The following is a 16896-nucleotide window of genomic DNA, read 5'->3' as shown; positions in this document are numbered from 1 at the left end:
AAACGGGCCAAAGCGGCTAGACTGGGACTAGCTCTGCCGCGGAACTAGCATGACCATCTCAGTTAGGAGCGCCTAACTGGAATGACAGTGTGCGCGTGCATCAAGATGAAGTCTGGCGAGAGGAGTCCCAGTGAGCAATGTGGACAGCTTCGGTGCCAAGGGCGTACTTGACGTCAATGGAACCGAATACGAAATTTACCGACTGAACAAGGTCGAAGGCTCGGACAGCCTTCCCTACAGCTTGAAGGTTCTGCTGGAGAACCTGCTTCGCACCGAAGACGGCGCGAACATCACCAAGGACCACGTCAACGCGCTGGGCCAGTGGGATCCCTCGGCCCAGCCGAACGTCGAGATCCAGTTCACCCCGGCCCGCGTGCTGATGCAGGACTTCACCGGTGTGCCCTGCGTCGTCGACCTGGCCACCATGCGCGAGGCCGTCGAGGACCTGGGCGGCGACGCCACCCGCGTGAACCCGCTGGCTCCGGCCGAGATGGTCATCGACCACTCCGTGCAGATCGACACCTTCGGCTTCGAGGGCGCCATCGAGCGCAACATGGAGATCGAATACCAGCGCAACGGTGAGCGCTACCAGTTCCTGCGCTGGGGCCAGACCGCGTTTGACGACTTCAAGGTCGTGCCCCCGGGCACCGGCATCGTGCACCAGGTCAACATCGAGTACCTGGCCCGCACCGTGATGACCCGTGAGGTCAACGGCGTGCTGCGCGCCTACCCGGACAGCTGTGTGGGCACCGACTCGCACACCACCATGGTCAACGGCATGGGCGTGCTGGGCTGGGGCGTGGGCGGCATCGAGGCCGAGGCAGCGATGCTCGGCCAGCCGGTCTCCATGCTGATCCCGCGCGTGGTCGGCTTCAAGCTCGCCGGCTCGATCCCGGCCGGCGCCACCGCCACCGACGTGGTGCTGACCATCACCGAGATGCTGCGCAAGCACGGCGTGGTGGGCAAGTTCGTCGAATTCTACGGTGAAGGCGTGGCCGAGGTGCCGCTGGCCAACCGTGCCACCATCGGCAACATGTCCCCGGAGTTCGGCTCCACCGCCGCCATGTTCCCGATCGACGACGTCACCCTGGACTACCTGCGCCTGACCGGGCGCAGCCAGGAGAACATCGACCTGGTCGAGGCCTACGCCAAGGAACAGGGCATGTGGCACGATCCGAGCCGCGAGATCCGCTTCAGCGAATACCTGGAGCTGGACCTGTCCACCGTGGTTCCCTCCATCGCCGGTCCGAAGCGTCCGCAGGACCGCATCGAGCTCTCCAGCGCCAAGGAACAGTTCCGCAAGGACATCCACAACTACGTTTCGGATGCCACCGACGGCCAGGGTGTGGGACGTCCGTCCACCGCCGTGGAGGTCACCCGCGAGAACGGTGAGAAGTTCACCATCGACCACGGCCTGGTCTCGATCGCCTCGATCACCTCGTGCACCAACACCTCGAACCCCTCGGTGATGCTGGCCGCCGCCGTGCTGGCGCGCAACGCCGCCAACAAGGGCCTGAAGTCCAAGCCGTGGGTCAAGACCTCCGTCGCCCCGGGCTCCAAGGTCGTCACCGAGTACTACGAGAAGTCCGGCCTGCTGCCGTACCTGGAGAAGCTGGGCTTCTTCGTCGTCGGCTACGGCTGCACCACCTGCATCGGCAACTCCGGTCCGCTGGATGCCGAGATCTCCGAGGCCATCAACGCCAACGACCTGGCCGCCACCGCGGTGCTCTCCGGCAACCGCAACTTCGAAGGCCGCATCAACCCGGACGTGAAGATGAACTACCTGGCCTCCCCGCCACTGGTCATCGCCTACGCCCTGGCTGGCACCATGGACTTCGACTTCGAAACCGATGCCCTGGGCGTGGACGCGGACGGCAACGAGGTGTTCCTGAAGGACATCTGGCCTTCGCCGACCGAGGTCCAGCAGATCATTGACTCGTCGATCGACGAGGGCATGTTCGCCAAGGGCTACGAGGGCGTCTTCGACGGAGACGACCGCTGGCGCGCCCTGGAGACCCCGGAGGGTTCGACCTTCGAATGGGCCGAGGACTCCACCTACGTGCGCAAGCCCCCATACTTCGAGGGCATGACCAAGACCCCGGAACCGGTCTCGGACATCGAGGGCGCCCGCGTGCTGCTGAAGCTGGGCGACTCGGTCACCACCGACCACATCTCCCCGGCAGGTTCGTTCAAATCGGACACCCCGGCTGGCCGCTACCTGATCGAGAACGGCGTGGACCGCAAGGACTTCAACTCCTACGGCTCGCGCCGTGGCAACCACGAGGTCATGATCCGCGGCACCTTCGCCAACATCCGCATCAAGAACCAGCTGCTGGACGGCGTTGAGGGTGGCTTCACCCGCGACTTCACCCAGGACGGCGCCCCGCAGTCCTTCGTCTACGACGCGGCGGAGAACTACAAGGCCGCCGGCACCCCGCTGGTGGTCCTGGGCGGCAAGGAATACGGTTCGGGCTCCTCGCGTGACTGGGCCGCCAAGGGCACCGCGCTGCTGGGTGTCAAGGCCGTGATCACCGAGTCCTTCGAGCGCATCCACCGCTCGAACCTGATCGGCATGGGCGTGCTGCCGCTGCAGTTCCCCGAGGGCGAGTCCGCGGACTCGCTGGGCCTGAGCGGCACCGAGGTCTTCTCGATCTCCGGCGTGACCGAGCTGAACAACGGCTCGACCCCGAAGACCGTGAAGGTTACCGCCACCGCCGAGGACGGCAAGGTCACCGAGTTCGACGCCGTAGTGCGCATCGACACCCCCGGTGAAGCCGACTACTACCGCAACGGCGGCATCCTGCAGTACGTGCTGCGCCAGATCGCTGCCGCCAACTAAGGCGGACGCGGTACGGTCACACCGTCACCGGAACACCCCGCAGGGGCCCGAAGCCGCATGGCTTCGGGCCCCTGCGGGCCTTTAAGCCTGGCCAACGGTTCCCTTTGAGCCTGCTGGCGCGGCCGGTCCGGGCGGGGGGAGAAAGGCCAGGGCCCCGTGGCCGGCACCTTCACGGTGCCGACCCCGGAGCCCTCGGTGTCCTCGGGGAACCGGCTAGTTCGCGGAGAACAAGAGGCTCACGTTCTGCCCGCCGAAGCCGAAGGAGTTGGTGATCGCATGCTCCAGGTGCACCGCCCGCGGGGCACCGGTGACCACGTCCAGCTGGATCTGCTCATCCATTCTGCCCACGTTGCGGGTCGGCGGCACCTGCTGCTCCTCCAGGGCCTGAATGGTGATGATGGCCTCCACTGCGCCGGCGGCGCCGACCAGGTGGCCGATGGCGCCCTTCGGCGCGGTCACCACCGGAGCGTGGCCGAAGACCTCATTGATGGCCCCGGACTCGCTCAAATCCCCCACGCTGGTGGCCGTGGCGTGCGCGTTGACGTGTCCCACCTGGGCGGGCTGGATCCCGGCATGCGCAATGGCCCGGCGCATGGCGCGCACCTGGCCGGCCCCGGTGGGGTCCGAGGCCGTGATGTGGTACGCGTCCGAGGTGATGCCCCACCCGGTCAGCCGGGCCCGCACTCGGGCCTGGCGCGCGGCGGCGTGCTGCTCGGATTCCAGGATCACCACCCCGGCGCCCTCGCCGAGCACAAAGCCGGCCCGGTCCGCGGAGAACGGCCGGGAAAGCTCGGCGGCCGGACGCTCATCGGGCTTGGCCAGTGCCTGGGCCTGGCCGAAGGCGGCGACGGTGAGCGGGGCGACCGCTGCCTCCGCGCCCCCGGCGATCACCACGTCCGCTTCCCCGGAGGCGATCAGCCGGGCAGCGCTCGCCACGGCCTCCGCCCCGGCGGCGCAGGCGCTGACCGGGGTATAGGTCCCGGCCTTGGCACCGTAGGCCATGGCCACCTGCGCGCTGGCGGCATTGGCCATCAGCATCGGCACGGTGCGCGGGGAGACCCGCCGCGGCCCGGAATTGTGCAGCACCTCTTCCTGGGCCAGCAGCGTGGTCAGCCCGCCGATGCCGGTGCCGATGACCACCGCCAGGCGTTCGGGGTCGACCTCATCCAGGCCGGCGTCTTCCCAGGCCTCCTGCGCGGCGAGCAGGGCGAACTGCTGGGACCGGTCCAGTCGGCGTGACTTCGGCCGGCCCAGCAGCTGTTCCATGTCCACGGTGACCGCCGCGGCCACCGCAGTGCCCAGTCCGGCGGCGCTGAAGCGTTCATCCTCCAGGGTGCCGATGCCCGATTCCTGGGCGTTCAGCCCCTCCCACAACTGCTGGGCTCCGCGGCCCAGTGGGGTGATCGCACCATATCCGGAAACCACAACATTGGCCATGAATCATCCTTCTTGTATGGGAAACAAGTCTTATTGGTTTGTCTAGACTATACCCATGAGTCAGCCGCAGCGAGTCAGCAGTCATACGGGCAAGCAGGTGCGCGGTTCGGTGACCCGCTCCCGGATCCGGGCCAGCGCCGTAGAGCTCTTCGCCCGCTTCGCCCCCGAGGACGTCACCGTCTCGCGCATCGCCACCCACGCCGGGGTCTACCCGAACCAGATCACCCACCATTTCGGGTCCAAGGACGGGCTCTACGTGGACGCCGCGTTCTCGCTGCTGCTGCGGGATTCGGCACGCCTGCGGTCCCTCTCCCGGCGGGCCTCCAGTCCGCAGTCATTTGTGACCGCCCTAGCCCGCACCGCACTGGCCGTGCCCTCCACCCCGATGGTGGTCACCGCGCTGGGCATGGGTCGGGCGAACACGTCCGTGCAGCCGAGCCTGGTGGCCGGCATGAAGGTCCTCTTCCGCCAGTCCACCCGCTATGTGGAGACGGTGCTGGAGGACAAGGCCTGGCACATGCCCAAGTCCGTGGAAAAGGAAGTGCGCACCTTCTGGAGCACCGTGTTCGGCGCCGTGCTGCTCAGCCAGGCCGGCTTCCAGGGGGTGCCCTCGGACCTGGACGTGGCGGCCATGGTGAGCATCGACCGCAACTAGCGCCGCGGCCACGGCTCCTGCCGCGGGGGAACCGGTGCTGGTCCTAGCGCAAGGGGGTGCTGGCCTCGGCGAGCAGGCGTTCATGCACGGCAGTGATGGTGGAGGAGACCTGCTGCTCGGCGATCACCAGGTCTGCAAGCCCCGCTACCGGGTGCGAGCCGACGCACACCGAGAATCGGGCGGCCGTGAACAGCTGGGCATCGTTCGCGTCATTTCCGAAGGCCACGAACGGCCCGGCAAGCCACTGCGCGGCGGCCTCGGCCTTCGTCGTGCGCCCGGGGGAGAGGTCGATCAACCCCTGCCCAGTATGCCGGTGCGCCACCAGCTGCAGGCACGAGAGGCAGTCAAGCACTTGCGGTGCGTCGCTGAACAGCAGGACCTTGCAGTACCGCTTCAGGTGCCGTCGCGGCAGGTTACGCGCCAGCCCGCCCGGATCCACCTGTCGGCGCAACCGGTGTCCGGCCGGGCCGGTATAGCTGTAGTCCCATGGGGAGTCGATCAAGTAGGCCAGCTGGTGCCGCTCAATGATCGCATCCAGTTCGCGGCGGTCCACTTCGCCAAAGCTCCGGGCCGCACCCTGCCGTCCGTGTCGCACCAGGGCCCCGTTGGCCCCGATCAACAGGTGCCCATGCCAGGCCGCCGGCAACAGGGGCAGCATGTCCCGAATGGGACGGGCCGAGGCAAATGCCACCGGCCGTCCCGCGGCGATGACCCTGTCAATGGCGCGGACGATCGGCGCGGCAACACTGACGCCGTCAAAGCACAGGGTGCCGTCCAAATCGAAAACCATGCTGGGGGCAGCGCTGCTCATCCACCCATTCTAAAAGAGCCGAGGGTAGCCCACTTCATGGCCCGCTGATTCGCGTGCGGCCGCGCCGTGGCGGATAATGGAACAGGTCGGTGCGCGGCTATACTTTTGCTTTCGCGCGGAATTGCTGCCGCACGGACTGGTAGTGTCCGTTATGGGCGAGAATGTAAAGGGGATGACCGTGTCTTTATTGAAGACCATTAAGAAGCCTGGCGATCTGCGGGCCCTGTCCCTGGCGCAAATGGAGGAACTGGCCGCGGAGATCCGAGCCTTTTTGATCGACAACGTCGCGCGCACCGGCGGACACCTGGGACCGAACCTGGGCGTGGTGGAACTGACGCTGGGCATCCACCGGATCTTCGACTCGCCGACCGACTCCATCGTCTTCGACACCGGCCACCAGTCCTATGTACACAAGCTGCTCACCGGGCGCCAGAACTTCGCCACCCTGCGCCAGCAGGGCGGGTTGTCCGGATACCCGGACCGCGGGGAATCCGAACACGACATCGTCGAATCCTCGCACGCCTCCTCGTCCCTGTCCTGGGTCGATGGCATCTCCCGGGCCTACAAGCTCGGCGGGGAAACCGAACGCTACGCCGTGGCGCTGGTCGGGGACGGCGCGCTGACCGGCGGGATGGCCTGGGAAGCGGTGAACAACATCGCCGCGGACAAGGACCGCAAGGCGGTCATCGTGGTCAACGACAACGGCCGCTCCTACGCCCCGACCATCGGGGGCCTGGCCAACCAGCTCTCCGGGCTGCGCCAGCAGCTGGACAAGGTGCGCACCCACCCGGCCTATGAGACCGCGATGGACAAGCTCAAGGACAAGCTCAAGGACTCCGGCGCGGTGGGCAAGTTCACCTACAAGTCGCTGCACGCCACCAAGAAGGGCATCAAGGACTGGTGGGCACCCCAGGGCCTGTTCGAGGACCTGGGCATCAAGTACATTGGCCCGATCGACGGGCACAACCAGGCCGCGGTCGAAGAGGCGCTGTTGCAGGCCCGCCAGTATGCCGGGCCGGTGCTGGTGCACGCAATGACCGAGAAGGGGCACGGCTACGCCCCGGCCGTGCGCGACGAGGCCGACCAGTTCCACGCGGTGGGGGTGATCGACCCGCAGACCGGCGTGCCGGTCGCCGCCCCCGGCTCGCAGAGCTGGACCAGCGTCTTTGGCGAGGAGATCGCCAAGGTCGCCCAGGAGCGCTCCGACGTGGTGGCCATCACCGGGGCCATGCTGCAGCCGGTGGGCCTGAAGAAGATGGCCCAGGCCTACCCGGAACGCGTGATCGACGTGGGCATCGCCGAACAGCACGCCATGACCACGGCGGCCGGTCTGGCCTTCGGGGGCCTGCACCCGGTGGTGTGCGTGTACGCCACCTTCCTGAACCGGGCGTTCGACCAGCTGCTGATGGACGTGGCGCTGCACAAGGCCGGGGTGACCATCGTGCTGGACCGGGCCGGGGTCACCGGGCCCGACGGGCCGAGCCACCACGGCATGTGGGATATGGCGCTGACCCAGATCGTCCCGAACCTGCACCTGGCCGCGCCGCGCGACGCCACCCGGCTGCGCCAGGAGCTGCGTGAGGCGCTGGCCATCGAGGACGCGCCCAGCGTGGTGCGCTTCTCCAAGGGATCGGTGGGCCCGGAGATCGAGGCCATCGACCAGCTGCCCGGCGGGGTGGACGTGCTCGCCCGGCTCGGGGACCGTTCGGCCCCGGACGTGCTGATCGTCTCCGTTGGCGCGATGAGCGAACTGTCCCTGGATGTGGCGCAGCGGCTGAACAGCCAGGGCGTGTCGGTGACCGTGGTGGACCCACGCTGGGTGCTGCCGGTCCCGCAGTCGGTGGTGTCCCTGGCCGCCCGCCACCGGATCGTGGTGTGCATCGAGGACGGGGTGCGCGCCGGCGGCATCGGCTCACGGCTGCGCACCGAGATGCGGGCCGCCGGGGTGGACACCGCGCTGAACGAGGTCGGCCTGCCCACCGAGTTCCTGGCCCACGGCTCACGCGCCGAGGTGCTTGAACGGGTGGGGCTCACCGCCCAGCAGGTCGCCCAGGACACGCTCGCCCAGGTACTGGGCACCAAGGTGCCCTTCGCCCGCCCGCTGCCCGGCCAGGACCTGCCCACCGGCCAGATCCCCAAACTGTGAACGCCGTGTCCTGCCCGATCGGACTCTCCCGCACCCCCGGCCAGCCCCGCCTGGGCCAGCTGGTGGTGGCGCGCGCCTGGAAATACGACGGCACCCCGCACTGGGTGGTGCCCGGCTACCTGCTGGGCTCGGACGAGTACGGCTACTGGATTTTCCAGTCCGAAGGCTCCCTGGTCTCCCGGCCCGGACGCGCCCACCTGGCCGCCTGCGACGCCCTGTGCCTGATCCCGCACACCGGCTCCTGGGTCGGCACCTTCTACGACAACCCGGGCGAAGACGTGGACGTCTACCTGGACATCTCCACCCGCATCGGCTGGCAGACGCTGCCCACCGGGGGCTGGGAAGTGAACTCGATCGACATGGACCTGGATGTGATCCGCTCCAACTCCCGCGGCCTGTTCCTGGATGACGAGGACGAGTTCGAGGAACACGCGCGCACCATGGGCTACCCCGGGCCGCTCATCGAACAGATGCGCAACAGCGCCGCGGAGCTGATGACCGCGGTCCGCGCCGACCAGCCGCCCTTCAACCGGCAGTACCGCGCGACCTGGCTGGAGAGGGCCACCGAGCTGCGCGCACCGAATCCGAACCTGAGCGAAACCAAGGACCACTGACTATGGCAATCATCCGCACCTACCATCTGGACGAGAAGAACCAGCTGCACTTCCGGGAAGCCTGGTACCAGCAGTTCGAAAACGAGGACCTGGGACAGTTCGTCATCAACCACGGGGCGGTCGGCCACCAGTCCAAGACCAGTTCGGTGCAGGATGTGGACATGGAACGGGCCGATGAACTGTTCGCCGGCTTCCTGGAGCAGTGCCAGGCCGACGGCTATGCCCCGATCCCGGAGCAGGAGCAGTCCTGGGTGATCGTGCAGTACGCACTGAAGAGCGCGGCCGGCACCGAACGCGACCGCTACCTGGAACACAAGGCCACCGACGCGCTGACCTCCCACCTGGCCTGGCGTGGGCTGGGCACCGTGGAATCCAGCGACTTTGCCCCGCACAAGCTGAACATCCGGATCCTGACCCCGGCCCCGAAAAAGGCCGTGGCCGCCGTGAAGGTGTGCATCCGCGAGGCCAAACTCGACTTCACCAAGATGACGATCGCCACCGCCGGCTACGACGGGCTGCAGGCTGCCAAGGCGGTCCACCCGCTGCCGCCCAAGCCGTTCTCGCTGACCTAGCCCGCCTAGCGGCACCGCCGGAAGTACCACCTGGCGCGAAACACCCCCCGAAGAGGAGACATGGAGCAAAGCAAGAGCGGGCACGACGCCACTGGGCGGCGTACCTCCCGCATGGGCGAGAGCCGGGCACCGATGCACCTGGTGTTCCAGGCCAGCATCGGGGTGATCCTGGGACTCGGATTGGTGCAGGTCATCGCCCTGCCGCCGGCGGAACTGGCGTTGACCGGCGTGATCATCAGCATCGTGGCCTGGGCCGTGGAGCACGGCGTGCAGTGGTCCACCGCCAACCTGCGCACCACCGCACGGATCATGCTGGTGCTCAAGCTCGTCTCGCTGATCGGCTTCACCATCTGCGTCAGCGCGCTGATGAGCCTGCTCGGCTAATGGCACCACGGACCGCACGGGACACAACCATGGACCGCCCACCGGCCGCGAGCCCGCGCCGGAACCGCTGGGGCTGGCCGGGCTGGCGCGCCGCCGCGCTGGTGGCCGGCCAACTGCTGTTCGGGCTGGCGCTGGGCATCGCCCTGGCCAGGCTGATGCGGATGCCCGAGGAGCAAAAGGCGCTGATCGGCACGCTGACCACGCTAGTGACCTGGCTGGCCGACGAGGCGTTCACCCTGCCGGGCAAGGACACCCGCAGCGGAAGGATCATTCACGCCGGCCTGCGGATGATCGCGCTGGTCGGCTTCATCCTGGCCCTGCAGTCCCTGGCCGTCCTGAACGGGTGGATCGGCTAGCCCCCACCGCGGCGCCCCGGCGGGCACACAGCCCCATGCTGGGCGCAACACGGAAACCAGGCGGACGGCGCACATGCCAAGGCCCCGGCCGGCTCCCACAACGGGAAGCCGGCCGGGGCCGTTCAGCATGGTGCCGGGGCCGGGTTCCTAGTCGGTGCCGGCGTCGAACGCGGCACTTTCGATGATCCGGTCCTGGGCCAGCTCCTCGCTTTCCACCGGGGAAACCTCGGCGATGGCCTCGGCGCCGCCGGATTCCAGGGCGCCGACCAGATCGGCGGTGTGCCCACCGACCAGGCCCATGGTGGCGTACTGCTCCAGGCGTCCACGCGAGTCGGCGATGTCCAGGTTGCGCATGGTCAGCTGGCCGATGCGGTCCAGCGGGCCGAACGCGGCGTCGCCCACGCGCTCCATCGAGAGCTTGTCGGGGTGGTAGCTCAGGTTCTCCCCGGCGGTGTCCAGGATCGTGTAGTCGTCCCCGCGGCGCAAACGCAGGGTGACGGTGCCGGTGATCGCCGAGCCGATCCAGCGCTGGATCGATTCGCGCAGCATCAGGGCCTGCGGGTCCAGCCAGCGGCCCTCGTACATCAGGCGGCCCAGGCGGCGGCCCTCGTTGTGGTAGCTGGCCACGGTGTCCTCGTTGTGGATCGCGTTGACCAGGCGCTCGTAGGCGATGAACAGCAGCGCCATGCCCGGGGCCTCGTAGATGCCGCGCGACTTGGCCTCGATGATGCGGTTCTCGATCTGGTCGCTCATGCCCAGGCCGTGGCGTCCACCGATCAGGTTCGCCTCGTTGACCAGGGCGACCGCGCTGCTGAACTCCTGGCCGTTGATGGCCACCGGGCGTCCGGCCTCGAAGGTGATCGACACGTCCTCGGACTTGATCTGCACCGACTCGTCCCAGAACTTCACGCCCATGATCGGTTCGACCGATTCCAGCGAGGTGTCCAGCAGCTCCAGGGTCTTCGCCTCATGGGTGGCGCCCCAGATGTTCGCATCGGTCGAGTAGGCCTTCTCGGCGGAATCGCGGTACGGGAAGCCGTGGGCGACCATCCACTCGCTCATTTCCTGGCGTCCGCCCAGTTCGTGCACGAAGTTCGGGTCCAGCCACGGCTTGTAGATCTGCAGCCGCGGGTTGGCCATCAGCCCGTAGCGGTAGAAGCGCTCAATGTCGTTGCCCTTGTAGGTTGAGCCGTCGCCCCAGATGTCCACGCCGTCTTCACGCATGGCGCGCACCAGCAGGGTGCCGGTGACCACACGGCCCAGGGGAGTGGTGTTGAAGTAGGACTTGCCGCCGGAACGGATGTGGAAGGCGCCGCAGGCCAGGGCCGCGAAGCCCTCCTCGACCAGGGCCGGCTTGCAGTCGACCAGGCGTGAGGCCTCGGCCCCGTATTCCAGGGCGCGGCCGGGAACGGCGTCGATGTTCGGCTCATCGTACTGGCCCAGATCCCCGGTGTAGGTGTAGGGGATGGCGCCGTTGTGGCGCATCCAGGCGACGGCAACGGAGGTGTCAAGGCCGCCGGAGAAGGCGATTCCGACGCGTTCTCCGACTGGAAGGTTAGTGAGGACTTTAGACATGTATCCAGCATAGTGGATAAATATGCAATGTAGTGAATTTTGACCGAAATATGTCCGTGACCTCATCCGAACCGATAGGTTGGAAGCAGGTTCCGGCGCGCTGCGGCGCGCTGGAGAGGAAATCAGAGGCAGACCACCGCCGCAGCACCTCGGGCCGCCCGCCGGCCGCCGACGGGAACCGGGCGCGGTGGTGGGTGACCGCGGGCAGCAGCAGCGTGCCCGCCAAGGAGGGAACATGGAATTCCGCCAGCTGGGACACAGCGGGTTGAGCGTGTCAGTGGTCGGCCTGGGGTGCAACAACCTCGGCCGGGCCGGGACCGCCACCGAGGACCAGGCAGGAACCGATGCGGTGGTCCACGCGGCACTGGATGCCGGGATCACGCTGTTCGACGTCGCGGACATGTACGGCAAGCAGCCCGGCCTGTCCGAGCAGCGGCTGGGCAAGGCGCTGGGAAAGCGCCGCGACGAGGTGGTGCTGGCCACCAAGTTCGGCCTGGACATGCAGGGGGTGAACGGGGCGGACTTCGGGGCCCGGGGCTCGCGGCGCTACATCATGCGCGCGGTGGAGGCCTCCCTGCGCCGGCTGGGAACCGAGTACATCGACCTCTACCAGTTCCACACGCCGGATCCCAATACGCCGATCGATGAGACGCTGCGCGCGCTGGATGATCTGGTCACCTCCGGCAAGGTGCGCTACATCGGGCACTCGAACCATGCCGGCTGGCAGATCGCCCAGGCCGAGTACGTGGCCCGGCAGCTCGGATCCCACCGCTTCATCTGCGCCCAAAACCACTACAACCTGCTCGACCGGCGGGCCGAGCTGGAGGTGCTGCCGGCGGCGCGCGAATTCGGGCTCGGGGTGCTGCCCTACTTCCCGCTGGCCAACGGCCTGCTGACCGGAAAATACTCCAAGGGCAGTGCACCGAAGGGCAGCCGGCTGACCCACGCCCGCCAGCACCTGCTGGAAACCAGCGACTTCGAGCAGCTGCAGCGCTTCGCGGATTTCGCCGCCGAACGGGAGCTGAGCCCGGTGCAGCTGGCCTTCTCCTGGCTGGCCGCCCAGTCCCCGGTGGCCTCGGTCATCGCCGGGGCGACCCGCCCGGAACAGGTCACCGCGAACGCCCAGGCCGTGCGCTGGGTGCCCACCGCTGCCGAGCGTGAACAGCTGGACGAGATCTTCCCCAGCCCGCAGCGCGTCGCACTGTTCTAGCGCCGCGGCACGGCCCGGCGCCGCGGGTGGGACGCGTGGGGGACAAGGGGACGGCCAGGGGCCGGTACCGGCTTTTTGGGCCGGCCCCGGCCCCTGGCCGTTGCATCTCGCGGTGTGGGGCCTAGTCTTCGGCCGGGACGTAGACCAGGATGTTGCCCTGCTCGATGGTGCAGGCGAAGCGGGTCAGCGCGCCCTTGGCCGGGCCCTCGGTGGCGGTGCCGTCCAGCGGGTCAAAGTGCGAGCCGTGGCAGGCGCAGTAGAAGTCCGTCTTGGCCGGGGACTTCACGCCTACCGCGCAGCCCTGGTGGGTGCAGATGTTCGAGTAGGCCAGCACGGTCTGCTCGTCCTGGCGGTAGAGCAGCACCCCGACGTCCGCGCCGGAGGGGTCCTTCGCGGCAACCTGGGCACGGGACTTGACCGGCAGGTCCTTGGCGGGCAGGACCACCTGGCCCTCGCCGCTGGGCTCGGGGACCGGCCCGGGGGTGTTGACCGGGGCCTCGGAGCGTCCATCCCCGCAGGCGCTCAGCGTGGCGGTGGCTCCGAACAGGGCGGTGGCGCACATGATGGTGCGGCGATCTGGGCGAACGGCGTCAGTCATGCCTCCATTCTTCCAGAGAAAACCCTGCCCGGGAAAAGCGCCGGGCGCCCAACGCGCACAGCCCCGGCACCCCCGCGCGCTGCGGGTGTACCGGGGCTGTGCGCCTGCTGGCGCAGGGATGGGTTAGGCGTGGAACTTCTTGCCGTTCACCCGCTGCGAGGCGCCGATCTGGTCCAGGTACGGGGTGATCCCGCCCAGGTGCATCGGCCAGCCGGCGCCGGTGATCATGCACAGGTCCACGTCCTGCGGCGCGGCGACGACCCCTTCCTCCAGCAGCAGGCCGATCTCCTCGGCCAGGGCGTCCTGAACCCGGGTGAGCAGCTGCTCGGCGGTGGAGGGCTGGTCACCGAAGCTCATGACCTGCAGCGCCTTCGGGCCGATGACCTGGTTGCCCTGCTCGTCCTTCACCCACAGCGCGGTGATCTTCGCGTCGATCAGCGCCTGCAGGTTGGCCGAGACCTTGAAACGCTCACCGAACGCCGCATGCAGCGATTCGTTCACATGCTGCGCCACCGGCAGCCCGACCATCGCCAGCAGCGTGAACGGGCTCATCGGCAGGCCCATCGGCTGCAGCGCGCTGTCCGCGGTCTGCGCGTCGGTGCCCTCGTCGTACGCGGCCTGCACCTCGCTCATCAGCCGCAGCAGCACCCGGTTGACCACGAACGCGGCCGAGTCGGTGGTGCGCACGCAGGTCTTGCGCAGCGACTTGCCCAGCACGAACGCGGTGGACAAGGTCGCCTCGTCGGTCCACTCGGTGGCCGCGATCTCCAGCAGCGGCATGACGGCCACGGGATTGAAGAAGTGGAACCCGACCAGGCGTTCGGGGTGCTTCAGGTCCCGGCCCATCTCGGTGACCGAGAGCGAGGAGGTGTTGGTGGCCAGGATGCACTCGGGGGAGACCATGGCCTCCACCTCGGCGAACACCTGCTTCTTCACGCTCAGCTCCTCGAACACCGCCTCGATGACGAAGTCGGCGTCGGCGAACGCGTCCTTGGTCACCGAGCCGGAGACCAGGGCCTTGGCGCGGTTGACCGCGTCGGCGTTCATCCGGCCCTTGGCGCCCAGCTTGTCGATCTCCCCGTGGATGTAGCCAAGGCCCTTGTCGATGCGGGACTGGTCCAGGTCGGTGAGCACCACCGGCACGTTCAGCCGGCGCACGAACAGCAGCGCCAGCTGGCTGGCCATCAGCCCGGCCCCGACCACGCCGACCTTGGTCACCGGCTTGGCCAGCTTCCTGTCCGGCGCCCCGGCCGGACGCTTGGAGCGGCGCTGGACCAGGTCCAGGAACGCGTAGATGGTGTTGTGGAACTGGTGGGTGGCCATCAGTTCGGTCAGTGCCTCGATTTCCAGCTGCGCGGAGTGCTTCTGGCTCTTGCCGATCCCGGCGCGGAAGACCTCCAGCGCCTTGTACGGGGCCGGGGCGGCGCCGTGGACCTTGGCGTCGACGAACTTTTCGGCCTCATCGGCGGCGGCGTGGAAGCGGGCGGCGACCTGCGGGTCCGCATCATCCACCGCATTCGGGCGTTGCACGGTGCGCTGGCCGGTGAGCACCTCATCGGCGAAGCCCAGGGACTGCTCCAGGAAGTCGGCCGGCTCGTACAGCGCATCGGCGGCGCCCAGCTTGTAGGCCTGTGGGCCGGAGAGGGTGCGGTTGTTGTTCCAGGGGTTCTGGATGATCACCTTCAGGCCCTCCTCGGGCCCGATCAGCCGCGGCAGGCGGTAGATTCCGGCCCAGCCCGGGATCAGGCCCAGGAAGGACTCGGGCAGCCCCAGCGCCCCGGCCGTGGTGGACACGGTGCGGTAGGTGCAGGCCAGCGCGATCTCCATGCCGCCGCCGAGCGCCAGGCCGTTGATGAAGCAGAAGGTCGGCACCCCCAGATCGGCCAGCAGGTCGTAGGTGGCGTGGCCCAGGCTCGCCATCGCCCGGGCGTCCTCGGCGCGCTGCAGCTCGGTGACCGAGGACAGATCCGCGCCGGCGATCAGGAAGTACGGCTTGCCGGTCACGGCCACCGCATCGATCTGCCCCTCGGCGGCGCGCTGCTTCAGCTCGGTGAGCAGTGCGCGCAGCTCCAGCAGCGAATTCGGGCCCAGGGTGGTGGGGCGCTTGTGGTCCAGCCCGTTGTCCAGGGTGATCAGCACCAGCTTCTTGCCGCTGGGCAGGGTCAGCTCCTGGCTGAGCGAATGGGTGACGATCTCGTCCTTCTTCAGTTCGGCGACGGCCGAAAAGTCCTGCGTATCCTGTGTCATGCTCTTCTCCTAAGCCTTGGTCCCGAAGTCCTGGTGGTGCGGGTTCTCCCAGATCACCGTGCCGCCCATGCCCAGGCCGATGCACATGGTGGTGATGCCGTAGCGTACCGAGGGGTCCTCCTGGAACTGCCGGGCCAGCTGGGTCATCAGCCGCACCCCGGAGGAGGCCAGCGGGTGGCCCACCGCGATCGCCCCGCCGTAGCGGTTGACCCGCTCATCGTCCTGGTCGATGCCGTAGTAGTCCAGGAAGGAGAGCACCTGCACGGCGAAGGCCTCGTTGATTTCAAATAGGCCAATGTCCTCGATGCCCAGCCCCGCCTTGGCCAGCGCCTTTTCGGTGGCCGGCACCGGGCCGTAGCCCATCACGTCCGGTTCCACCCCGGCGAAGGCGAAGGAGACCATGCGCATCTTGGGGGCCAGGCCCAGTTCGCGGGCGGCCGCGGCGCTGCTGAGCAGTGCGGCGGTGGCTCCGTCGTTCAGCCCGGCCGCGTTGCCGGCGGTGACCCGGCCGTGCGCGCGGAACGGGGTGCGCAGCTGTTCCAGGTCCTCGAGCGTGGTGCCCGGCCGCGGCGGCTCATCGGCGGTGTTCAGCTGCCAGCCTTCCCCGGGGCGGCGGGAGGCCACCGGCACCAGGTCCGGCTGGATCTGGCCGGACTCATAGGCGGCGGCCAGCTTGGACTGGCTGGCCACGGCGTAGCGGTCGGCGCGTTCCTTGGTGATGGCCGGGAAGCGGTCGTGCAGGTTTTCTGCGGTGTTGCCCATGTTCAGCGCCTGCGGGTCCACGATCTTCTCGGCCAGGAAGCGCGGGTTCGGGTCGGCCCCGGCCCCCATCGGGTGGTTGCCCATGTGTTCCACGCCGCCGGCGATCACCACGTCGTAGGCGCCGAAGGCGATGCCCCCGGCGGTGCTGGTCACCGCGGTCATCGCCCCGGCGCACATGCGGTCGATGGCGTAGCCGGGCACGGACTTGGGCAGTCCGGAGAGCAGTCCGACGGTGCGTCCGATCGTCAGGCCCTGGTCGCCGGTCTGGGTGGTGGCGGCCATGGCCACCTCGTCGACCTTCTCGGCCGGGACGTTGGGGTTGCGGCGCAGCAGTTCGCGCACCGTCTTCACGGCCAGGTCATCGGCGCGCATGCCATGGTAGATGCCCTTTTCGCCGGCTTTGCCGAAGGGTGTGCGCACTCCGTCGATGAAGACGACGTCGCGGTCGTCGAGGGCTGCGTGCACTGTCGGATCGTTAGCACTCACCGTGTGGCTCCTTGTTGTGGTCGGTCGAATCCGAGGTCTCGGAAGATCGGAGGGGTTCTGTGACCCACAACATATGTTACTTAGCGGTAACTTGAAGTGCAAGTGCGCTGCATCACGCGCCGCGCGGGGCGAGGCAGCCGCCCTGGCGGGACGGATACAACTAACGGCCGCACCCCTTTTTCCCGGGGCGCCGGGAGCAAGGGG

14 protein-coding genes are annotated in these 16896 nt (G+C 68.2%); 8 read left to right on the top strand and 6 right to left on the bottom strand.

Going from position 1 to position 16896, the window contains the following annotated elements:
• The first annotated feature begins 130 nt into the window (after window positions 1-130).
• Window positions 131-2839, top strand: a complete 2709-nt coding sequence (acnA, locus tag AC6I21_RS09405) for an aconitate hydratase AcnA (RefSeq protein ID WP_138177966.1) — start codon at window positions 131-133, stop codon at window positions 2837-2839.
• Between the two features lie 213 nt (window positions 2840-3052).
• Here acnA and AC6I21_RS09400 read toward each other — a convergent pair whose 3' ends face one another.
• Window positions 3053-4276, bottom strand: coding sequence for a beta-ketoacyl-[acyl-carrier-protein] synthase family protein (locus tag AC6I21_RS09400; protein ID WP_497762272.1), 1224 nt, complete (start codon window positions 4274-4276; stop codon window positions 3053-3055).
• Window positions 4277-4331: 55 nt separating this feature from the next.
• On the opposite strand from AC6I21_RS09400, the gene AC6I21_RS09395 reads away from it, so the two are divergent.
• Entirely contained in the window at window positions 4332-4931 is a 600-nt protein-coding gene (locus tag AC6I21_RS09395; protein WP_497762271.1) for a TetR/AcrR family transcriptional regulator C-terminal domain-containing protein, read from the top strand.
• Window positions 4932-4974: 43 nt separating this feature from the next.
• Here AC6I21_RS09395 and AC6I21_RS09390 read toward each other — a convergent pair whose 3' ends face one another.
• A complete protein-coding gene (locus AC6I21_RS09390; protein WP_497762270.1) occupies window positions 4975-5742 on the bottom strand; it encodes an HAD-IIB family hydrolase in 768 nt (255 codons plus the stop codon).
• Between the two features lie 178 nt (window positions 5743-5920).
• Between AC6I21_RS09390 and dxs the strand changes: the two genes are divergently transcribed.
• The 5 genes from dxs to AC6I21_RS09365 are packed head-to-tail and all read left to right on the top strand — an operon-like array spanning window position 5921 to window position 9814.
• Window positions 5921-7888 carry a 1-deoxy-D-xylulose-5-phosphate synthase gene (dxs, locus tag AC6I21_RS09385; RefSeq protein ID WP_138177957.1) on the top strand — a complete coding sequence of 656 codons (1968 nt, stop codon included), beginning with the start codon at window positions 5921-5923 and terminating at the stop codon, window positions 7886-7888.
• Window positions 7889-7893: 5 nt separating this feature from the next.
• Entirely contained in the window at window positions 7894-8502 is a 609-nt protein-coding gene (locus AC6I21_RS09380; RefSeq protein WP_346923045.1) for a DUF402 domain-containing protein, read from the top strand.
• Window positions 8503-8504: 2 nt separating this feature from the next.
• Window positions 8505-9074: a hypothetical protein gene (locus AC6I21_RS09375; protein ID WP_396276839.1), complete on the top strand. Its 570-nt coding sequence runs from the start codon at window positions 8505-8507 to the stop codon at window positions 9072-9074.
• Window positions 9075-9134: 60 nt separating this feature from the next.
• The gene (locus tag AC6I21_RS09370) at window positions 9135-9458 is read left to right on the top strand and encodes a hypothetical protein (protein WP_054821823.1); all 324 of its coding nucleotides are present in this window, start codon (window positions 9135-9137) and stop codon (window positions 9456-9458) included.
• A 29-nt stretch (window positions 9459-9487) separates the two neighbouring features.
• Window positions 9488-9814 (top strand): hypothetical protein, encoded by a 327-nt coding sequence (locus tag AC6I21_RS09365; protein ID WP_497762269.1) that lies wholly within the window; start codon window positions 9488-9490, stop codon window positions 9812-9814.
• Window positions 9815-9961: 147 nt separating this feature from the next.
• Here AC6I21_RS09365 and argG read toward each other — a convergent pair whose 3' ends face one another.
• Window positions 9962-11389, bottom strand: coding sequence for an argininosuccinate synthase (argG, locus tag AC6I21_RS09360; protein ID WP_497762268.1), 1428 nt, complete (start codon window positions 11387-11389; stop codon window positions 9962-9964).
• A 235-nt stretch (window positions 11390-11624) separates the two neighbouring features.
• Between argG and AC6I21_RS09355 the strand changes: the two genes are divergently transcribed.
• Complete coding sequence (locus AC6I21_RS09355) at window positions 11625-12599, top strand: aldo/keto reductase (RefSeq protein WP_497762267.1); 975 nt, start codon at window positions 11625-11627, stop codon at window positions 12597-12599.
• Window positions 12600-12720: 121 nt separating this feature from the next.
• Here the strand turns inward: AC6I21_RS09355 and AC6I21_RS09350 are convergent, their stop codons facing one another.
• From AC6I21_RS09350 to AC6I21_RS09340, 3 genes are all read right to left on the bottom strand, one after another.
• Window positions 12721-13197 (bottom strand): Rieske (2Fe-2S) protein, encoded by a 477-nt coding sequence (locus tag AC6I21_RS09350; protein WP_396276834.1) that lies wholly within the window; start codon window positions 13195-13197, stop codon window positions 12721-12723.
• A 123-nt stretch (window positions 13198-13320) separates the two neighbouring features.
• Window positions 13321-15444: a 3-hydroxyacyl-CoA dehydrogenase NAD-binding domain-containing protein gene (locus AC6I21_RS09345; RefSeq protein ID WP_497762266.1), complete on the bottom strand. Its 2124-nt coding sequence runs from the start codon at window positions 15442-15444 to the stop codon at window positions 13321-13323.
• A gap of 9 nt (window positions 15445-15453) precedes the next feature.
• Window positions 15454-16692 (bottom strand): thiolase family protein, encoded by a 1239-nt coding sequence (locus AC6I21_RS09340; RefSeq protein ID WP_396276832.1) that lies wholly within the window; start codon window positions 16690-16692, stop codon window positions 15454-15456.
• Window positions 16693-16896 lie beyond the last annotated feature (204 nt).

It is taken from the genome of Glutamicibacter sp. St.4D3, from assembly GCF_059728615.1.
Note: the sequence above shows the minus strand (reverse complement) of the source record. Positions and strands in the feature narration are given on the sequence as shown.

What these genes read in the sequence shown, in the direction of transcription:
- AC6I21_RS09400 (WP_497762272.1), bottom strand. Translation starts at nt 4,276, where the DNA reads ATGGCCAATGTTGTGGTTTCCGGATATGGTGCGATCACCCCACTGGGC.
- AC6I21_RS09395 (WP_497762271.1), top strand. Translation starts at nt 4,332, where the DNA reads ATGAGTCAGCCGCAGCGAGTCAGCAGTCATACGGGCAAGCAGGTGCGC.
- AC6I21_RS09390 (WP_497762270.1), bottom strand. Translation starts at nt 5,742, where the DNA reads ATGAGCAGCGCTGCCCCCAGCATGGTTTTCGATTTGGACGGCACCCTG.
- AC6I21_RS09375 (WP_396276839.1), top strand. Translation starts at nt 8,505, where the DNA reads ATGGCAATCATCCGCACCTACCATCTGGACGAGAAGAACCAGCTGCAC.
- AC6I21_RS09370 (WP_054821823.1), top strand. Translation starts at nt 9,135, where the DNA reads ATGGAGCAAAGCAAGAGCGGGCACGACGCCACTGGGCGGCGTACCTCC.
- AC6I21_RS09365 (WP_497762269.1), top strand. Translation starts at nt 9,488, where the DNA reads ATGGACCGCCCACCGGCCGCGAGCCCGCGCCGGAACCGCTGGGGCTGG.
- argG (WP_497762268.1), bottom strand. Translation starts at nt 11,389, where the DNA reads ATGTCTAAAGTCCTCACTAACCTTCCAGTCGGAGAACGCGTCGGAATC.
- AC6I21_RS09355 (WP_497762267.1), top strand. Translation starts at nt 11,625, where the DNA reads ATGGAATTCCGCCAGCTGGGACACAGCGGGTTGAGCGTGTCAGTGGTC.
- AC6I21_RS09350 (WP_396276834.1), bottom strand. Translation starts at nt 13,197, where the DNA reads ATGACTGACGCCGTTCGCCCAGATCGCCGCACCATCATGTGCGCCACC.
- AC6I21_RS09345 (WP_497762266.1), bottom strand. Translation starts at nt 15,444, where the DNA reads ATGACACAGGATACGCAGGACTTTTCGGCCGTCGCCGAACTGAAGAAG.